General features: G+C 70.8%; 13 protein-coding genes. 5 read left to right on the top strand and 8 right to left on the bottom strand.

What is annotated here, in order from left to right; all coding sequences use genetic code 11:
* Positions 1-11: 11 nt before the first annotated feature.
* Both ACGFNP_RS39270 and ACGFNP_RS39275 read right to left on the bottom strand, forming a co-directional pair.
* Entirely contained in the window at positions 12-2,519 is a 2,508-nt protein-coding gene (locus ACGFNP_RS39270; protein WP_358336136.1) for a DNA translocase FtsK 4TM domain-containing protein, read from the bottom strand.
* Between the two features lie 81 nt (positions 2,520-2,600).
* Positions 2,601-3,200: a response regulator gene (locus ACGFNP_RS39275; RefSeq protein WP_358336133.1), complete on the bottom strand. Its 600-nt coding sequence runs from the start codon at positions 3,198-3,200 to the stop codon at positions 2,601-2,603.
* A gap of 129 nt (positions 3,201-3,329) precedes the next feature.
* Between ACGFNP_RS39275 and ACGFNP_RS39280 the strand changes: the two genes are divergently transcribed.
* The gene (locus ACGFNP_RS39280) at positions 3,330-5,798 is read left to right on the top strand and encodes a SpoIIE family protein phosphatase (protein WP_358336130.1); all 2,469 of its coding nucleotides are present in this window, start codon (positions 3,330-3,332) and stop codon (positions 5,796-5,798) included.
* On the opposite strand, the gene ACGFNP_RS39285 is transcribed toward ACGFNP_RS39280, so the two are convergent.
* Both ACGFNP_RS39285 and ACGFNP_RS39290 read right to left on the bottom strand, forming a co-directional pair.
* Entirely contained in the window at positions 5,780-6,721 is a 942-nt protein-coding gene (locus ACGFNP_RS39285) for an aldose epimerase family protein (RefSeq protein ID WP_393327472.1), read from the bottom strand. The genes ACGFNP_RS39280 and ACGFNP_RS39285 overlap by 19 nt on opposite strands.
* Positions 6,718-7,689 (bottom strand): LacI family DNA-binding transcriptional regulator, encoded by a 972-nt coding sequence (locus ACGFNP_RS39290; protein ID WP_393327474.1) that lies wholly within the window; start codon positions 7,687-7,689, stop codon positions 6,718-6,720. The genes ACGFNP_RS39285 and ACGFNP_RS39290 overlap by 4 nt, the downstream gene beginning before the upstream one ends.
* Before the next feature lie 221 nt (positions 7,690-7,910).
* Between ACGFNP_RS39290 and ACGFNP_RS39295 the strand changes: the two genes are divergently transcribed.
* Genes ACGFNP_RS39295 through ACGFNP_RS39310 form a run of 4 tightly spaced genes read left to right on the top strand, consistent with a single transcriptional unit; the run spans position 7,911 to position 12,617 of the window.
* Positions 7,911-8,801 carry an NAD-dependent epimerase/dehydratase family protein gene (locus tag ACGFNP_RS39295; RefSeq protein ID WP_393327477.1) on the top strand — a complete coding sequence of 297 codons (891 nt, stop codon included), beginning with the start codon at positions 7,911-7,913 and terminating at the stop codon, positions 8,799-8,801.
* Positions 8,798-9,676 carry a 5-dehydro-4-deoxyglucarate dehydratase gene (locus ACGFNP_RS39300; protein ID WP_358336118.1) on the top strand — a complete coding sequence of 293 codons (879 nt, stop codon included), beginning with the start codon at positions 8,798-8,800 and terminating at the stop codon, positions 9,674-9,676. The genes ACGFNP_RS39295 and ACGFNP_RS39300 overlap by 4 nt, the downstream gene beginning before the upstream one ends.
* On the top strand, positions 9,673-10,722 hold the full coding sequence (locus tag ACGFNP_RS39305) for a mandelate racemase/muconate lactonizing enzyme family protein (protein WP_393327481.1): 1,050 nt from the start codon (positions 9,673-9,675) through the stop codon (positions 10,720-10,722). The genes ACGFNP_RS39300 and ACGFNP_RS39305 overlap by 4 nt, the downstream gene beginning before the upstream one ends.
* A 2-nt stretch (positions 10,723-10,724) precedes the next feature.
* A complete protein-coding gene (locus ACGFNP_RS39310) occupies positions 10,725-12,617 on the top strand; it encodes a DUF6807 family protein (RefSeq protein WP_393327484.1) in 1,893 nt (630 codons plus the stop codon).
* On the opposite strand, the gene ACGFNP_RS39315 is transcribed toward ACGFNP_RS39310, so the two are convergent.
* The 4 genes from ACGFNP_RS39315 to ACGFNP_RS39330 form a co-directional block, all read right to left on the bottom strand.
* A complete protein-coding gene (locus ACGFNP_RS39315) occupies positions 12,614-13,723 on the bottom strand; it encodes a hypothetical protein (protein WP_393327486.1) in 1,110 nt (369 codons plus the stop codon). The genes ACGFNP_RS39310 and ACGFNP_RS39315 overlap by 4 nt on opposite strands.
* 3 nt (positions 13,724-13,726) lie before the next feature.
* The gene (locus ACGFNP_RS39320; protein WP_358336107.1) at positions 13,727-15,007 is read right to left on the bottom strand and encodes a Gfo/Idh/MocA family oxidoreductase; all 1,281 of its coding nucleotides are present in this window, start codon (positions 15,005-15,007) and stop codon (positions 13,727-13,729) included.
* A 61-nt stretch (positions 15,008-15,068) separates the two neighbouring features.
* A complete protein-coding gene (locus ACGFNP_RS39325; protein ID WP_358336105.1) occupies positions 15,069-16,328 on the bottom strand; it encodes an extracellular solute-binding protein in 1,260 nt (419 codons plus the stop codon).
* A 44-nt stretch (positions 16,329-16,372) separates the two neighbouring features.
* The coding region (locus ACGFNP_RS39330; RefSeq protein ID WP_358336102.1) for an ABC transporter permease subunit at positions 16,373-16,693 on the bottom strand (321 nt) is incomplete at its 5' end.

Genomic DNA, 16,693 nt, shown 5'->3' on the forward strand with positions numbered 1-16,693 from the left:
GTGCATTGGGGTCATTCGCCACGCAAGTCGGCGAGCAAACCGGCGAGCTCGTCAGGCTTCACGATCACTTCGCGAGCCTTCGAACCCTCGCTGGGGCCGACCACGTTGCGACTTTCCAGCAGGTCCATGAGCCGGCCCGCCTTGGCGAAGCCGACGCGGAGCTTGCGCTGCAGCATCGAGGTCGAGCCGAACTGCGTCGTCACGATCAGCTCGGCCGCCTGGACGAGCAGGTCGAGGTCGTCACCGATGTCACCGTCGATCTCCCGCTTGGCCGGCGCCGCGGCGACGTCGTCGCGGTACTCGGCCTGCATCTGCGTCTTGCAGTGCGTGACGATCTCGGCGATCTCCTTCTCCGACACGAACGCGTTCTGGATCCGGATGGGCTTGCTGGCGCCCATCGGCAGGAACAGCGCGTCACCCTGGCCGATGAGCTTGTCGGCGCCGGGCTGGTCGAGGATGACCCGCGAGTCGGTGAGGCTCGACACGGCGAACGCCAGCCGCGAGGGCACGTTCGCCTTGATCAGGCCGGTGACCACGTCGACCGACGGCCGCTGCGTGGCGATGACCAGGTGGATGCCGGCCGCGCGGGCGAGCTGCGTGATGCGCACGATGGAGTCCTCGACGTCACGCGGGGCGACCATCATCAGGTCGGCCAGCTCGTCGACGATCACCAGCAGGTACGGGTAGGGCTGGTAGACCCGCTCGCTGCCCGGCGGCGGCTGCAGCTTCCCGGCCCGCACGGCCTTGTTGAACTCGTCGACGTGCCGGAACCCGCTGGCGGCCAAGTCGTCGTAGCGGCGGTCCATCTCCCCCACCACCCATTCGAGGGCCTCCGCGGCCTTCTTCGGGTTGGTGATGATGGGCGTGATCAGGTGAGGGATGCCCTCGTAGACCGACAGCTCCACCCGCTTGGGGTCGACGAGCACCATGCGTACCTCGTCGGGCGTGGCGCGCATCAGGATGGAGGTGATCAGGCCGTTGACGCAGACCGACTTGCCGGCGCCGGTGGCGCCCGCGATGAGCAGGTGGGGCATCTTGGCGAGGTTCGCCACGATCGTGCGCCCCTCGACGTCCTTGCCCAGTCCCACGATCATCGGGTGGTGGTCGCCCTGGGCCACCTTGGAGTTCAGCACGTCACCCAGGGAGACCAGGTCCTTGTCCGCGTTCGGGATCTCCACCCCGATCGCCGACTTCCCCGGAATCGGCGACAAGATCCTGACATCTGCCGATTTAACGGCATAAGCGATGTTCTTGGTGAGCGCCGTGACCTTCTCCACCTTGACCGCGGGCCCCAGCTCGATCTCGTAGCGGGTCACGGTCGGGCCGCGGGTGAACCCGATCACCTGCGCGTCGATGATGAACTGCTCAAGGACGCTGGTCAGCGCGTTGACGACGATGGTGTTGGCCTTGGTCTGCGGCTTGGGCGCGCTGCCCGGCTTGAGGAACTGCAGATCAGGCAGGCTGTACGGCCCGGCCTGCGGCGACAGCACCAGTTGCTCGACCTTGCGGGGCGCGGGGGTGGGCTCCGGCGGCTCGGGCTTCCTGACCGACGCCGGCGGCTCCTCCTCGTCCACCAGCCCGGGCACGATCTCGGGCGAGTGGTCGGCGCGCTTGTCCTGCTCGGAGAGCACCGGCGTGTCGAACGGCTTGATCAGCTCGCCCTTGTCGTCCACCTCGGCCTTCTTGGCCCTGGGCCGCTTCCTGACGGGCGCCGCCGCCTGATCGGCGGGCGCGTGCCGTTCGAACAGCAGGTGCTTGAGCTCGGACAGCCGCTCCGGGATGCGGTGGACGGGCGTGGCCGTGATGACCAGCACGCCGAAGCCCGACATGATCAGCAGCAGCGGGATCGTGATCCAGGCCGGCAGGATGCTCATCGGCGGCGCCGAGACGATGAACCCGATGATGCCGCCCGCCTGCGACACCCGGTCCATGCCGTCGTTGGCGGTGCCCGCCGGGTAGGGCGTGTCGTTGGCCACGTGGATGACACCGAGCACGCCGACGAGCAGCGCGCTCCACCCGATCACCATCCGTCCGGTGTCGGCGTTCTGGTCGGGGTGGCGCAGGTAGCGCCAGGCGAGCAGGCCGAGCAGCAGCGGGATCGCCCACGCCAGCGACCCGAACACGCTGTGCACGGTGACGTTGACCACACCGGAGACCGCGCTGTCGGCTCGACGCCAGGTCATCGCCGCCATCACGATGGCGCCGGCGAGCACGGACAGGCCCACCCCGTCGCGCCGGTGCGCGGGATCGAGGTCGCGCGCGTTCTTGCCGAGTGCCCGCGCCGTGCTGCCGATGCCGTTGGCGAGCAGCATCCAGAGTCCGACGATCAGTTTGCCGATCATCGTGAAGACCCAGCTGATCGGATCCGGGTGAGTCAAGGACGGCTTACGAGCCGACGTGGCCCCCTTCGCCCTCGGCCGCCCGGTCGAGCTGGATCCGCGCTTGGCGGGGGTCGAGCGGGCGGAGGTCGACCGCTTCGCCGGCCCCTTCGATGCGCTTTTCGGCGTACGGGTGGCCATGATGCCAAAGGTACGACGGAGACACCGCGCAACGCACTCAGGCTCGCCGAGGTGCGCGAAAGCTCTCCTACCCCAGGCCGCTCACAGCCGAACCGAGTCGAAGGCCGCCTGCATGTGCGCCACCAGGTCGACCAGATCCTGGACGGCGCCTCGCAAGCCCTCGTCGTCGGAGCAGGAGTCCGCCAGTTCGTCGAGCCGCGCCTCGACGGCGCCGAGGCGGTCGGCGAAGCCGGACAGCGCCTGCGCGTTCCTCGACAGCGCCGTGGCGTTCGGCAGGAGATCACTCAGCATCGCGTTCTTGCGGAACAGCTCGATGAAGACCGCGACCTTGGAGCGCACCACCCACGGATCGAACGGCTTGGCGATGTAGTCGACCGCGCCCACGGCGTAGCCGCGGAACGCGACGTCGGATCCGGGCTCGGTGCTGGTCAGGAAGATGATGGGCACGTCACGCGCCTGGTCGAACCGCTTGATGTGGGTCGCTGTCTCGAAGCCGTCCATGCCGGGCATGAGCACGTCCAGCAGCACCACCGCGAAGTCGTGCCGGAGCATCAGCTTCATGGCCTCCTGCCCCGATCTGGCCTTGAACAGTTGCTGCTGGAGCGGGCGTAAGACGGCCTCCAGCGCGACCAGACTCTCGTCCTTGTCGTCCACCAAAAGGATCTTTACCTGGCGATTCATGCGGCGCCCTCCGGGGTCCAACAGCGCGACGATGGCGGCCTTCTTCGCAACTGGGGGTAATGAAGCCCCACAGTCTGCCACTCTGAGAGTGACCGAACTGCCACATCGAGTGATGTTCTAGGACGCACAGTGGACACGACCCGCGTGTCGAGCACAGCCTTCGACGGCACCCCCCAGGCCCCCGCGGCCGCACGACGCTTCGTACGCCAGGTGCTGGGCGAATGGCAACTGAGCCACCTGGCCGAAGACGCCGTGCTGCTGACCAGCGAACTCGTCACCAACGCCGTGGTCCATGCGGGCACGGGGCTGGAGCTGACCTGCCGGCTGGACCCGAACGCCATCCCGACCAGGCTGGAGATCGAGGTCGACGACCACCACCCGACCCGGATCGTGCCGGCCCCCGACTCGCCGGCGCCCGGCGGCACGGCCACCACGGGGCGTGGCCTCGTGCTGGCGGGCATGCTCGCCGACGCCTGGGGCGTCACGTACACGGGCACCGCCAAGCGGGTCTGGTTCCGCATGGAGCTCGACAAGGCGTGCGGGCACGAGAGCGCCTCCAGGATCCCCGCTCCGGCGCCCGCCGCGATCGCGACGTCCACGGAGAGCCTGCACCTCGCGGTCGTCGTGAGCGACCACGAGGGCCGGATCGTCACCTGGAACTGTGAGGCCGAGGCACTGCTCGGCTGGCCCGCCGCCGAGGTCACCGGCAGACCGCTGGCGGAGCTGGTCGCCTGGCGCAGGCACGGCCCGTGCGCGCTGTCCCTGTCGGACACGCTCGGCCTCGGCCGCTGGCGCGGCGAGTCCAGGATGCGGCGCCTCGACGGCGGCCTGCTCCCGGTCTACATCTCCCATCTGCGCACCGACGGCCGCGCGCAGGACCGCCGGTCGATCTGGATGGTGGTCTCCAACGAGCACCGGTACGTACTGGCCTCCCCGCCCGCCTCGTTCAAGCGGGAGCCGGGCGGGCGGATCAAGGACCTGCTCGACCGCGAGATGCCGCTCGACGAGCTGCTCGACACGATCGCGCAGATCGTCCAGTTGTCCAGCGGGGGCGACGCCGCCTACGTCCTGGTGCGGGCCGAGGGCGGCAACCGGTTCGGCGTCGTGGCGGGCGCGGGGTCGACGGCGGGGCTGGTGGGCGTGGTGGCCGCCGGCGTGTTCAGCACGGAGCAGAAGGCCCCCGCGATGGTCGAGGACCTGCTGGCCGCCGACGTCGAGCTGGCTCAGCGGCTCCAGGCCCGGTCACTGGCGTGCGCGCCGCTCATCGTGGCGGGCGAGGTGACCGGCTACCTCGTGGTGACGGCCGCCGAGCCCGGCCGGTTCGACCAGGCGCTCACCGCGAGCCTGCAGCACATCGCGGACCAGGTCGCGGCGACCGTGCAACGCGAGCGACTGGCCGAGCAGGACCGGGCTCATCGGGGCCGGCTGTCGTTCCTCGCCGAGGCCGGCGAACTGCTCGCGGGCGTGCACGACGAGGAGCTGATCGCGGCCCTGACGGCTCAGCTCGTGGTGCCCAAGATCGCCACCTGGGCGGCGGTCTACCTGACCGACCTGGCGGGCATGACCAGGCTCGCGCACGTGTGGCACAGCGAGGAGCACCACAACGCCGACCTGCGCAAGGCCCTGCCCGTCATCCCGCGTTCGACGCTGGGCGAGGTGACCTGGCCAGTCGGGCCGGAGAGCGTGCTGTCGTTCCCGCTGATGACCCAGGGCCGCTCGCACGGCGCGCTGGTGATCGGGCGCATCGAGCCGACCCTGCCGCTGGAGCTGGCCGACCTGCTCGCCGACCTGTGCCGCCTGGTGGCGCTCAACCTCCACACGGCCATGCTCTACTCGCGGCAGGCGACCACGTCGCGGGTGCTGCAGCGCAGCCTGCTGCCCATGCGGGTCGCGCCGATGCCGGGGCTGGAGTCCGCGGTCGTCTACGAGCCGGCGGAAGAGGGCGCGGACGTCGGCGGCGACTTCTACGACCTGTTCGCCGTCGGCGACCACTGGTGCTTCGCCCTCGGCGACGTGTGCGGCAGCGGCCCGGAGGCCGCCGCCGTGACCGGGCTGGCCCGCCACGCCGTACGGCTGCTGGCCAAGGAGCACTACACGGTGGCCGACATCCTCGACCGGCTCAACCGGACGCTGCTCGACGAGGGCGAGGACGGCCGCTTCCTCAGCCTGCTCTGCGGCCAGCTGACGCCGCTGCCCCAGGGCGGCGCGCTGTGCACCCTGGCCTCCGCGGGCCATCCCGTGCCCCTGCTGCTGCGCGCGAACGGCGAGGTCGTGCCCGTCGCCACCTCGCAGTTGCTGCTGGGCGTCGACGGCGGCGCGCGGTTCTACACCGAGTCGTTCGAGCTGCTGCCCGAGGAGTTGCTCCTGTGCGTCACCGACGGCGTCACCGAGCGGCGCGACGGCGACCGGCTGCTCGATGACGACGACGGGCTGACCGCGATCCTGTCGGGCTGCTCGGGGCTGAGCGCGCACGCCGTGGCCGAGCGGATCCGGCAGGCGGTCGAGTCGTTCGCCTCCGAGCCGTCACATGACGACGTGGCGCTGCTGGTGCTCCGGGCCACGACCGCGCTGCGCGCGGGTCAGGCGGTGAACCTGTAGGTGGTGGTGGAGGTGCGGTTTTCGCCCGGCCTGACCACGGTCGACGGGAACCGCGGCTGGTTGGGCGAGTCGGGGAAGTGCTGCGTCTCCAGGCAGAGACCCGCGTGCGGTCCGTACGGCGTGGCGACGCCGTCGAGCATGCCACCCGCGTAGAACTGGACGCCCGGCTCGGTGGTCGTGACCTCCATGGTCAGGCCGCCGCCCGGCTCGGTCACCCGGATGCCGCCGTCGAGCACGTAGCAGTGGTCATAGCCGCCGTCGTAGCGCTCGCCCACCGCGTGCGGCGTGGTGAAGTCGAACTCCGTGCCCTTGACCGGCGTCGGCTCGCCGGTGGGGATCTTGTGCTCGTCGACGGGCAGGTAGTGCTCGGCGTCGATCTGGATCACGTGCCCGAGCACGTCGCCGCCGCCCGCGAGGTTGAAGTAGGAGTGGTTGGTGAGGTTGACGACGGTCGGCGCGTCGGTCTCGGCCGTGTAGTCGAGGCGCAGGGCGTCGTCTTCGAGCGTGTAGGTGATCGAGGCGGTCAGCGTGCCCGGGTAGCCCTGGTCGCCGTCGGGGCTGATCACCGTGAGCGTCACGGAGGAGCCGGTGGCCTCGGAGATCGTCCACACCTTGCGGTCGAAGCCGTGGTCACCGCCGTGCAGGCTGTTGGGCCCGTTGTTGAGCGGCAGGCGGTGTTCGGCTCCGTCGAGGGTGAAGCGGCCGCCGGCGATGCGGTTGCCGTACCTGCCGACGACGGCGCCGAAGTAGCGGCTGCGGGTCAGGTAATCCTCCAGCGTGGTCAGCCCGAGCACCACATTGACGCCCGAGACCTCCAGCGACTGCAGGATGGCGCCGTAACTGAGCACGCTGGCGCGCAGCCGTCCCGAGGACAGCTCGACACGCTCGACCTGTTCACCAGACGGCAGCGTTCCGAAGATCATTTGGGTGCCTTTCCCGTGGACTCGCGGACGATCAGGGCGGTCTCCAGCATCGTGGCGGCGGCGGTGGCCGCCGAGTCGACGGACTGGAGCAGCAGGTCGACGGCGATCCGGCCGGCGGCGGCGGTGGGCATGGCGATCGTCGTCAGCTTCGGGCGGCTCAGCCGGCCCGGCACGATGTCGTCCACGCCGATCACGCTGACGTCGCCGGGGACGTTCTTGCCCCGCTCGGCGAGTCCTTCGATGAGGCCGATGGCGACCAGGTCGTTGTAGGCCAGCACGCCCGTCGCGCCGGAGGCGATGACGTCGGTGGCCGCCGCCAGGCCGCCCTGCTCCGTCGGCGGGTTGGGGCCGAGGAAGACGACGTCCACGTCGTTCATCGCGGCCGCCGCCTCCTGCATCTCCTTGCTGGTCCACGACCCGCTGGGCCCGGTGACCAGCGCGAGGCGGCGGTGCCCGAGCGCGGTGAGATGCTCGACGGCCAGCCTGGCGCCACGGCCCACGTCCATGAGCACGGTCGGCAGGCCCTTGGCCCGGCGGTTCACCACGACGAAGGGCACCTCCTCGCGCAGGCGCTCTATCGTCCGGTTCGTCAGGCGCGGGCTGCACAGCAGCACGCCGTCGACCTGCTTGGTGAGGGTCTGGATCAGATCCTCCTCCACCTGCGGGTCCTCGTCGGTGTCGGCCACGAACACGTGGTAGTCGCGGAGCCTGGCCTGCGCCTGGGCAGCCTTGATCAGCGGCGGGAAGAAGGGGTTGGCGATGTCGGCCACGATGAGGCCGATGTTGTGGGTGCGGCCCGTGGTCAGCGCCCGCGCGGCGCGGTTGGGCCGGTAGCCGAGATCCTCGGCGATGGCGAGCACGCGGGTGCGTGTCTCGGGATTGACCAGGTGGGGCGCGGAGAACGCCCGGGACACCGTGGACACATGCACGCCCGACGCCTCAGCCACGTCACGAATCGTCACCGCCACGCTTGGCCTCCTCCGACCGTGCTTAGTACTTTAGTGCAATCGTTTGTATCGCTGTCAATCAGCCATTGCCGCCGGATTTTTCAGCTAAATCCCCACCATATCTCTTCATATGGGCAAACAGCCTGGCCGGAAGAGGACCGGCCGCTTGACGTTCTCCCGGCCTCGCCTCGATACTTTCTGCAACCGGTTGCCGTATCCAACGCAGGAGTGGTGAACGACCGATGACACGAACACTGGTGACCGGCAGCGCCGGTCGGCTAGGGCGCAGCGTGGTCGTCTCCTTGGCCCAGGCCGGTCATGAGGTGGTCGGCATCGACGCCGTCCCGGGCACTCCCGCCGAGGCCGCGGTCACCCTGCCCGCCGACCTGACGAACCTGGGCGAGGCGTATGACGTCATGGCCCGCTTCCGGCCCGACGCGGTGATCCACCTGGCCGCGATCGCGACCCCGTTCAGCCGTACCGACGGGCTGACCTTCCGTACCAACACCCAGCTCGCCTTCAACGTGTGCCAGGCCGCGAGCAACACCGGCGTCGGCAAGGTGGTGGTGGCCAGCAGCCCCACCGTCATCGGCTACGGCTCGCCCGGCGGCTGGGCGCCCAGTTACCTGCCCATCGACGAGGAACACCCCGTCGCGCCCTCGAACGCCTACAGCCTGTCCAAGCTCGTGGCCGAACAGACGATGGCGGCGTTCGCCCGCGGCGGCTCTCAGACGCGGTTCGCGGCGGTGCGGCCGTGCTTCGTGGTGGCTCCGGAAGACTGGGCGGGCGCTCCGACCCAGTCGGGCCACACGATCGTCGAACGGCTGGACCGGCCGGACATCGCCGGGGTCTCGCTGTTCAACTACCTCGACGCCCGGGACGCCTCCGATCTGATCGCCGTGCTTCTCGACCGCCTGCCCGACCTGCCCAACGGCGAGGTGTTCTTCGCGGGGGCGGCCGACGCGCTGGCCCGCGAGCCACTGGCGGAGGTGCTCCCCGCCGTCATCCCCTCGACCACCGCCGCGGCCGCGAACCTGACCGGGACCGCTCCCGCCTTCACCTCCGCCAAGGCCGGGCGGATGCTGGGCTGGACCCCCAAGCGCTCCTGGCGCACCGAACTGGAGACCGGATGAATCTCAGCGGAGTCCTCTTCTTCCCCGTCACCCCCTTCGACCCCGCCCACGGGCTGGCCGAGGAGGTGCTGGCCGAGCACATCAGGCGCGGGCTCGAACACCGGCCCGGCGCGGTGTTCGCGGCCTGCGGCACGGGCGAGTTCCCCGCGCTGTCCGAGTCGGAGCACGCCGCAGCCGTCCGGGTGGCCGTCGAGACCACGGCCGGCCAGGTGCCGGTGTTCGCGGGCGCCGGCGGCCCGCTCGGCTCGGCGCTCAGCCAGGCCCGCGCGGCCCGCGAGGCGGGCGCCGACGGCCTCCTGCTCATGCCCCCATACCTGGCCACGGGCACCGTCGAGGGCTTCGCCGCCTACGTACGCGCTGTCGCGGCGATCCTGCCGGTCATCATCTACCAGCGCGGCTCGGTGGCGCCGACCCCCGAGCAGGTCGTGGCGCTGGCCAGGATCCCGGGCGTGATCGGCCTCAAGGACGGCCTGGGCGACATCGACCTCATCCAGCGCACCGTGCTGGCCGTGCGCAGGGAGATCGGCGACGACTTCCGGTTCTTCAACGGGCTGCCGACGGCCGAGCTGACGATGGGCGCCTACCGCGGGATCGGCGTGGAGCTCTACTCCTCCGCCGTCTTCGCCTTCGCGCCGGAGATCGCCACCGCGTTCATGAACGGCGCCGACCACCTGCTCACCGAGTTCTACGAGCCGCTCGTCCGGCTCCGCTCCAAGGTCCCCGGCTACGCCGTCTCCCTGGTCAAGGCCGGGGTACGCCTCGGCGGCCTGGACGCGGGCCCGGTGCGCCCGCCGCTGGTCGACGCTTCTCCGGAGCACGTGGCCGAGCTCAAGGCCCTGATCGAACACGGACGGTCGCTGGCGGGCAGCTCATGATCAGCGACCTGAAAGTGAGCGCTCACACGGCCCGGCTACCCAGGCCGTGGGGTCCCGACGTGCCCGCCAACCACGTCATGGTGGTGGAGATCACGCTGGCCGACGGCCGGACGGGGACCGGGTTCTCCTGGACGCCGCAGATCGGCGCGCGGGCCGTACAGGCGTTGCTGGAGCACGACATCCGCGAGGCCGTCATCGGCCTGGACCCGCACCCCGAAGTCGTGTGGGACCGGCTCTGGCGGCACCTGCGCGAGGCGGGGCCCGGCGGGATCACCACGGTCGCGCTGGCCGGGGTGGACCTGGCGCTGTGGGATCTGCGCTGCGGCGAGCGCGGCCTGGCCGACGTGCTGGGCCGGCGCAGGGACACGGTGCCGGTGTACGGCAGCGGCGTGAACCTGCACTACTCGCTGGAGGAGCTGGTCGCCCAGGCCGGGCGGTGGAAGGCCGCGGGCTATCCCGGGATCAAGATGAAGGTGGGCCGGCCCGACCTCGCCGAGGACGTCGAGCGGGTGGCCGCGGTCCGCGAGGTCGTCGGCCCCGGCACGCTGCTGATGATCGACGCCAACCAGCGCTGGGACCTGCACCGGGCCCGCCGCGCGGTCGAGGCGCTGGCCCCGTACGACCTGCACTGGCTGGAGGAGCCGCTGCCCGCCGACGACGTCGCCGCGCACGTGGAGCTGAGGCGGTCCGTGGACGTGCCCATCGCGGTCGGCGAGAACGTCTACACCGTCTACGGCTTCCGTGACCTGCTGACGGCGGGGGCCTGCGACATCGTGCAGCCCAACGTGGTCAGGGTGGGCGGCATCACCCCGTTCCTGCGCATCACCGAGCTGGCGCGGGCCTTCGACGTGCCGGTCTACCCGCACCTGCTGCCCGACCTGTCGGCGCAGCTCGCGCTGGCCCTGCCGCTGCCGTGCATGGCCGAGGAGGTCGAGGACGCCTCGTTCGCCGCGCTGGGGCTGCTGGCCGAGCCGTACCCCGTCCACGTGAGCGACGCGAAAGTACGCGTCGGAGAGCACCGGGGGCTCGGCCTCCACTGGAGATGAGCATGCGGGTCGTACTCGCCGGAGCGCACGGATTCGGCGCCCACTACCTGAACCGGCTGCGTCGCCTGGCCGGCCAGGTCGAGCTGGCCGGCATCTGCGACGTGCGGCCGGTCTCCCCCGAAGACCTCGAGGGGCTCGGCACGCCGGAGTTCTCCGCCGACCTGCCCGAGCTGATCAAGCGGACCGGGGCGCGGATCGCGATCCTGGCCACCCCGATCCCGACGCACGCCGACCTGGCGCTGGCGGCGCTGGCGGCGGGCGCGCACGTGCTGGTGGAGAAGCCGACGGCGGCCACGCTCGCCGACTTCGAGCGGATGGAGCGGGCCGCCGCCGAGGCCGGTCTCGCCTGCCAGGTGGGCTTCCAGAGCCTCGCGTCCGCCGCCCTGCCGGAGGTGCGCCGGCTGATCGCCGAGGACACGATCGGGCCCGTGACCGGCATCGGGGTGGCGGGGGCGTGGCCGCGGCCCGCCTCCTACTTCACCCGCAGCTCCTGGTCGGGCCGGCGTCGGCTCGACGGTGTGGACATCGTGGACGGCGCGCTCACCAACCCGTTCGCGCACGCCGTCGCCACCGCCCTCGCCGTGGCGGGCGCCGAGGAACGCGGCGCGGTCACCTCGGTCGAGGCGGAGCTGTTCCACGCCAACGCCATCGAGTCGGACGACACCTCGGCCATCCGGATCCACCTGGCGGACGGGCCGCCGATCGTGGCCGCCGTGACGCTCTGCGCCACCGGCCGCGACGAGCCGTACGTGGTCGTCCACGGCGAGCGCGGCAAGATCACCTTCACGTACACGGTGGACGAGGTCCGCGTCGGCGACGGCCCCGTACGTCGCTTCCCTCGCGCCGACCTGCTGGAGAACCTCGTCGAGCACGTACGCGCCGGAGCCCCGCTGATCGTGCCGATCCACCGGACGGGGGCGTTCATGGAGGTCCTGGAGGCCATCAGGGTCGCGCCCGACCCGCTGCCGATCGCCGCGGACCACCAGGACCTTTCGGGCGAAGGACCGGCGCTGCCCGGCATCGCCCAGTTGGTCGAGACCTGCGCGGACCGGCTGGAGCTCTTCTCCGAGCTGGGCGTGAGCTGGGCCGTGCCGCTCATGGTGGCGGACCGGGTGGTGGCCGAGTACGTCACGCGGCCCGACCTGCCGATCACCGCGGCTCCGCGGCCCTACCTCCACCCGGTGCGCACGCTGGGCGGCACGGTGGTGACCGAGGTGCGGCCGGCGGACCATCCGCACCATCTCGGTGCCGGGGTGGCCGTCACGGACGTCGGCGGGCGCAACTTCTGGGGCGGGCGCACGTTCGTCAGGGACCAGGGGCCGCAATGGCTCGACGACCACGGGACGCAGCGGCACGTGTCCTTCACCGGGCGCGACGCCTCGGGCTTCGCCGAGACGCTGCTGTGGCAGCGGCCCGGCGAGGACCCGGTGGTGCGTGAGGAGCGGTCCGTGCGGGCCGTCCCGCTGTCACGGGGCTGGGCGCTGGACTTCGGCTTCACGCTGCGCAATCTCACGGGCGCGCCGCTGACGATCCAGAGCTCGGCGACCAAGGGCCGGGCCGGGGCGGGCTACGGCGGGTTCTTCTGGCGGGCGCCGGCGGCCTCGCGGGGGTTGCGGGTGTTCACCGGCGCGGCCGAGGGCGAGGAGCTGGTCCACGGCTCCCGGGAGCCGTGGCTGGCGCTGGCGGGCGAGGACTGGACGCTGGTGTTCGCCCGGGCGGGGGACGATCCGTGGTTCGTCCGGGTGGCGCAGTATCCCGGTGTGGGCACCGCGCTGGCCTGGGACACGCCGCTGGTCTTCGAGGACGAGCTGATCCGGCACGTGTCCGTGGTGGTGGCCGACGGGCGCCTGTCCGCCTCCGAGGCGGCCGAGCTGGCGCTGGAGGCCGACGGCTAGCTGCTCGTGTCGGACGGCTCGCTCTTGAGGTGGGTGGCCAGCCAGGTGAAGGCGTGCTCCTGCATGGGGACGTCGAAGGCGTGCGGGGCGTCGAAGAAGACGCCCTCGTAGCCGCCGTCCGGGTGGTGGCCCGCGATGGCCTCGTGCGCCGCGCGCATCCCGGCGAGCGGGAACAGCTGGTCCCGCTCGCCGTACAGGACCAGGAGCGGCTCGGGCGCGCGGGCGGCGACCAGCGCCGGCCAGTCGCAGACGCGCGACAGGCCGGGCGGGAAGAACATCCAGGTGTGCCCGGCGACGTAGCCGTCCAGGAGTTCGCGGTAGCTGGAGACCATCGCGGCGACGGCGACCGCGGCGACGCCGGGGTCGAACGCGCCGAGCAGCCCGGCGCGCAATCCGCCCCCTGACAACCCTACGCATCCGACCTGTCCGATATCGGGGCGCGACCGCAGGTAGGCCGCGGCGGCGAGGTCCTCGCCCGCCACCACGCCGGCCAGCGACGTGCCGAGCAGCGTGCAGTACTTCTCCAGGACGTGCTCGTGGTGCCCGGCCGCGACGTCATAGCGGTCCGCCTCGGACATGGCGGGATCGTCCGCCTGGGCGAGCACCCGCTCGGGCATGTCCGCCCGGTCGAACCGGCGGCTGCCCCAGCCGATCACGTCATGGACGAGCACGGCGAAGCCGCGCCTGGCGAGCTCGCCCGCGTAGGCGCGGCCGCCGTAGATCTGCTCGCGCAGCCGCCGCACCTCGGGCGTGGGCGGCTCGGGGCCGTCCGCGATCTTCTCCTTGCCCGCCCACTTCATGCCCGCGTGGCAGTGCAGCGCGAGCACGCCGGGCAGCCTTCCCTGCGCGTCGCGGGGCTTCAGCAGGTAGGCGTGGGTACGCGGGCCGAAGCCCACCGACCAGGAGAGCTCTTCGCCGCTGAGGTCCCGCGTCGTCCACGAGCGCTCGACCCGGACGTCTCGTGCCTCCAGGTCGAGCGTCCCGATGGCCTCGCGGGCGGCCTTCCTGAGCGCGGGGCCCGGCGCGGCGTCGGGAAACAGTCCGCGCCGGCCCTCCGCGAGCTCGACCAAGCCGGAGAACTCTCCGAGATGGCGCAGCTCACGCACCGGTCAACCCCCTACGAGGCGGGTGCCGTCGGCGGCGAGGCGGACGGGGGCGCCGGTGGCGGCCGAGCGGGTGGCGGCCACGCCGACCAGCACGCTCCGCAGTCCGTCGCGGTAGCCGGCCGGGCGCCCGAGCGGGTCGTCGCCGGGTCCGCGGAAGACGTCGTCCAGCAGCAGCCGGTCGCCGCCGCCGTGGCCGCCCGCGCCCTGCTCGATGGCGATCTCCTCGCGCTCCTGCCAGTGCCGGTGCAGGATGAGCTTCTCCCCGGCGCCGGCCAAGTGCTCCTTGCCCGCGGCGCTGGGGTCGATCGCGGCGTGCTCCGGGGTCCAGGGCCGCTCGATGACGTCCAGCTCGATCCGGCCCTCCGTGCCGTTGAACACCACGCGATAGCCCTCGTACGGGGCGTGCGCGGTGAGCGAGTAAGTGAGCATGGCCCGGTTCGCGTAGCGGACCAGGACCGACATGTTGTCGTCGATCGTCACACCCGGCCCGAAGACGTCCTGGTCGCGGATGTAGCCGTCCTCGTGCTCGGCGTCCAGATAGAGGCGCTTGAGCCGCTCATCGGTGGAGATGTCGAGGATGAAGGGGTCGGTGCCCAGGCCGGGCGCGCCCTGGCCGCGGGCGGGGCGCGGGCCCCGGGGCAGGGCCTGGCCGTAGAAGCGCAGGTCGGTCTGGGCGAAGACGAGTTCGGGCGCCGCCGCGAGCCACCAGTTGACCAGGTCGAAGTGGTGGGTGGACTTGTGGACGAGCAGCCCGCCCGAGTTGACCCGCTCGCGGTGCCAGCGCCGGAAGTAGTCGGCGCCGTGGATGGTGTCGAGCGCCCAGTCGAAGTGCACGGAGGTGACGTCGCCGATCGCGCCTTCGCTGATGAGCTTCTTGACCGCCGAGTTACGCGGCGAGTAGCGGTAGTTGAAGGTGACCACCAGCTTGCCCGGGTTGCGCTCGGCGGCGGCGGCGATGGCCTCGCAGCCTTCGACGTCGATGGTGAGGGGCTTCTCCACGATGACGTCGAGCCCGGCGTCGAGGGCGGCGACGACGTAGCGGGCGTGCGTCGCGTCCACCGTGGTGACCACGACGGCGTCGGCCAGCTCCAGCAGCTTGCCGAACTCATCGGGGCCGAAGCACGGCACCTGGTGGCCGATGCGCTCGACGTAGTAGTTCATGCGCGTCTGGTTGACGTCGCACAGGCCGGCGATCGTACCGGTGTCTCGCCAGTCGCCCAGCAGGGCGTCGACGTACATCTGCGCGCGATGGCCGAGGCCGACGAAGGCGTACCTGGTGCTCAACTTCTCTCCCCGAGTCGTGGAGTGGTGGCTGGGGGCCGGGACCCCCAGCCGGGATCGGACCTCAGCCGGCCAGAGCGGCGTTGGCCTCGGTCAGGAACTTCTGCGCGCCGGCGTCCGGCGACGTCTTGCCGAAGAGGACCTCCTCGCTGTTGCGCTTGAGGATGTCCTCCATCTGGAGCGCGCCCTTCGGCGGGGCGCTGATCGGGCTCAGCTCGCTCTTGACGTCAGCGATGAAGGTCAGCGTCTTCTGGTCGACGGGCGGCAGTTTGCCCTTGACGGCGGCGAGTACCTTGGCGTTGGTCGGCAGGCCGCGGTCGCTCAGCAGGAGCGCGGCCGCGTCCGGGTCGTTGACCATGAAGTCGATGAACTTGCCCGCTTCCGTGGCGTGCTCGGACTTGGCGGAGGCCGTGTAGAACATCGCGGGTTGCAGGAACATGCCGCCGGTGGTCGCGCCCGCGGCCTTGGGCATCCGCAACAGGGTCATCTCCTGGCCCGACGCCTTGGACAGGGCGTTGAGCTGGTTGCTCCACCACATGCCCATCGCGCCCGCGTTGGTGGCCAGCAGCGACTGCTCAGGCCCCAAGGAGATCAGCTCGGCGCTCTTCGCGGCGTCCCTGGCCCCCTTCGTCTGGATGAGCTGCTGGTGGATGGCCCACCACGCCTTCAGCGTGTCGGCGGTGATCCCGATCTTGTTGCCGTCGTAGAACTTCTCGCCGCGCTGGGCCGCGAAGATCTGCAGCCAGGCGGGGTTGTAGTTGTACTCGGCTCCGACTACGCCGCCGCCGGCCACGGTGACCTGCTTGGCCATGTTCACCCAGTCGTCCCAGGTCCACGACTTGTCGTCGGGCAGCTTCTGCTTGGCCTTCTCCAGCGCCGCCGAGTTGGCGAGCATCGAGAAGGTGTTGACGCCGGTCGGGATGGCGTACTGCTTGCCGTCGATCTGACCGCTGGTGAGCACCTGCTGGTCGAGGTCGGCGGTGGGCACCTTGCCCGACAGGTCGGCCAGGGCGTTACGGCCCGCGTACTCGCTCAGGCCGCGGATCTCGATGCTGATCACGTCAGGCGCGTCGTTGGCGGCCACCTTGGTGGCGAGCTTCTCGTAGTAGCTCTCCCAGTTGGAGAAGTCGCCTTCGACGTCGATGGTCGGGTTCTTCTCCTCGAACTTCTTGATCACCTGCTCGGTGAGCTTCTGCCGGGAGTCGCTGCCCCAGTACGAGAAGCGGAGATGGACCTTGTCGTCGGCCGACTTGCCGCCACCACTGCCGCAGCCGGCGGCGGCCGTCATCACGGCCACCGATAGCAGGGCGACTGTCCACTTCATCCTGGGCTTCACAGCACTACCTCCTGGTCAAGCGTTGGGGGGTGTTATTTCAGGCCGGTGGTCGCCACACCACGGATCAGGTACTTCTGACCGGCTAGAAAAAAGCCGAAGATCGGCCCCAGTGACACGATCGACATCGCGAACATGGGGCCCCACGACGACTCGCCACTGGAGTCTAGGAAGGAGCGGAGGGCTACTGCCACCGTTAGATTGTCGGAATTGGTCAGGTAAAGGTTCTGACTGAAGAAGTCATTCCACGTCCAGATAAAAGTGAAGATGCCGGTCGTGGCGAGGGCCGGGGTGCAGAGCGGGAGGATCACCTGGAGGAAGACCCGCCAGTAGCCCGCGCCGTCGATGGCGGCGGC

The organism is Nonomuraea sp. NPDC049269, from assembly GCF_043197155.1.
GTDB lineage: Bacteria > Actinomycetota > Actinomycetes > Streptosporangiales > Streptosporangiaceae > Nonomuraea.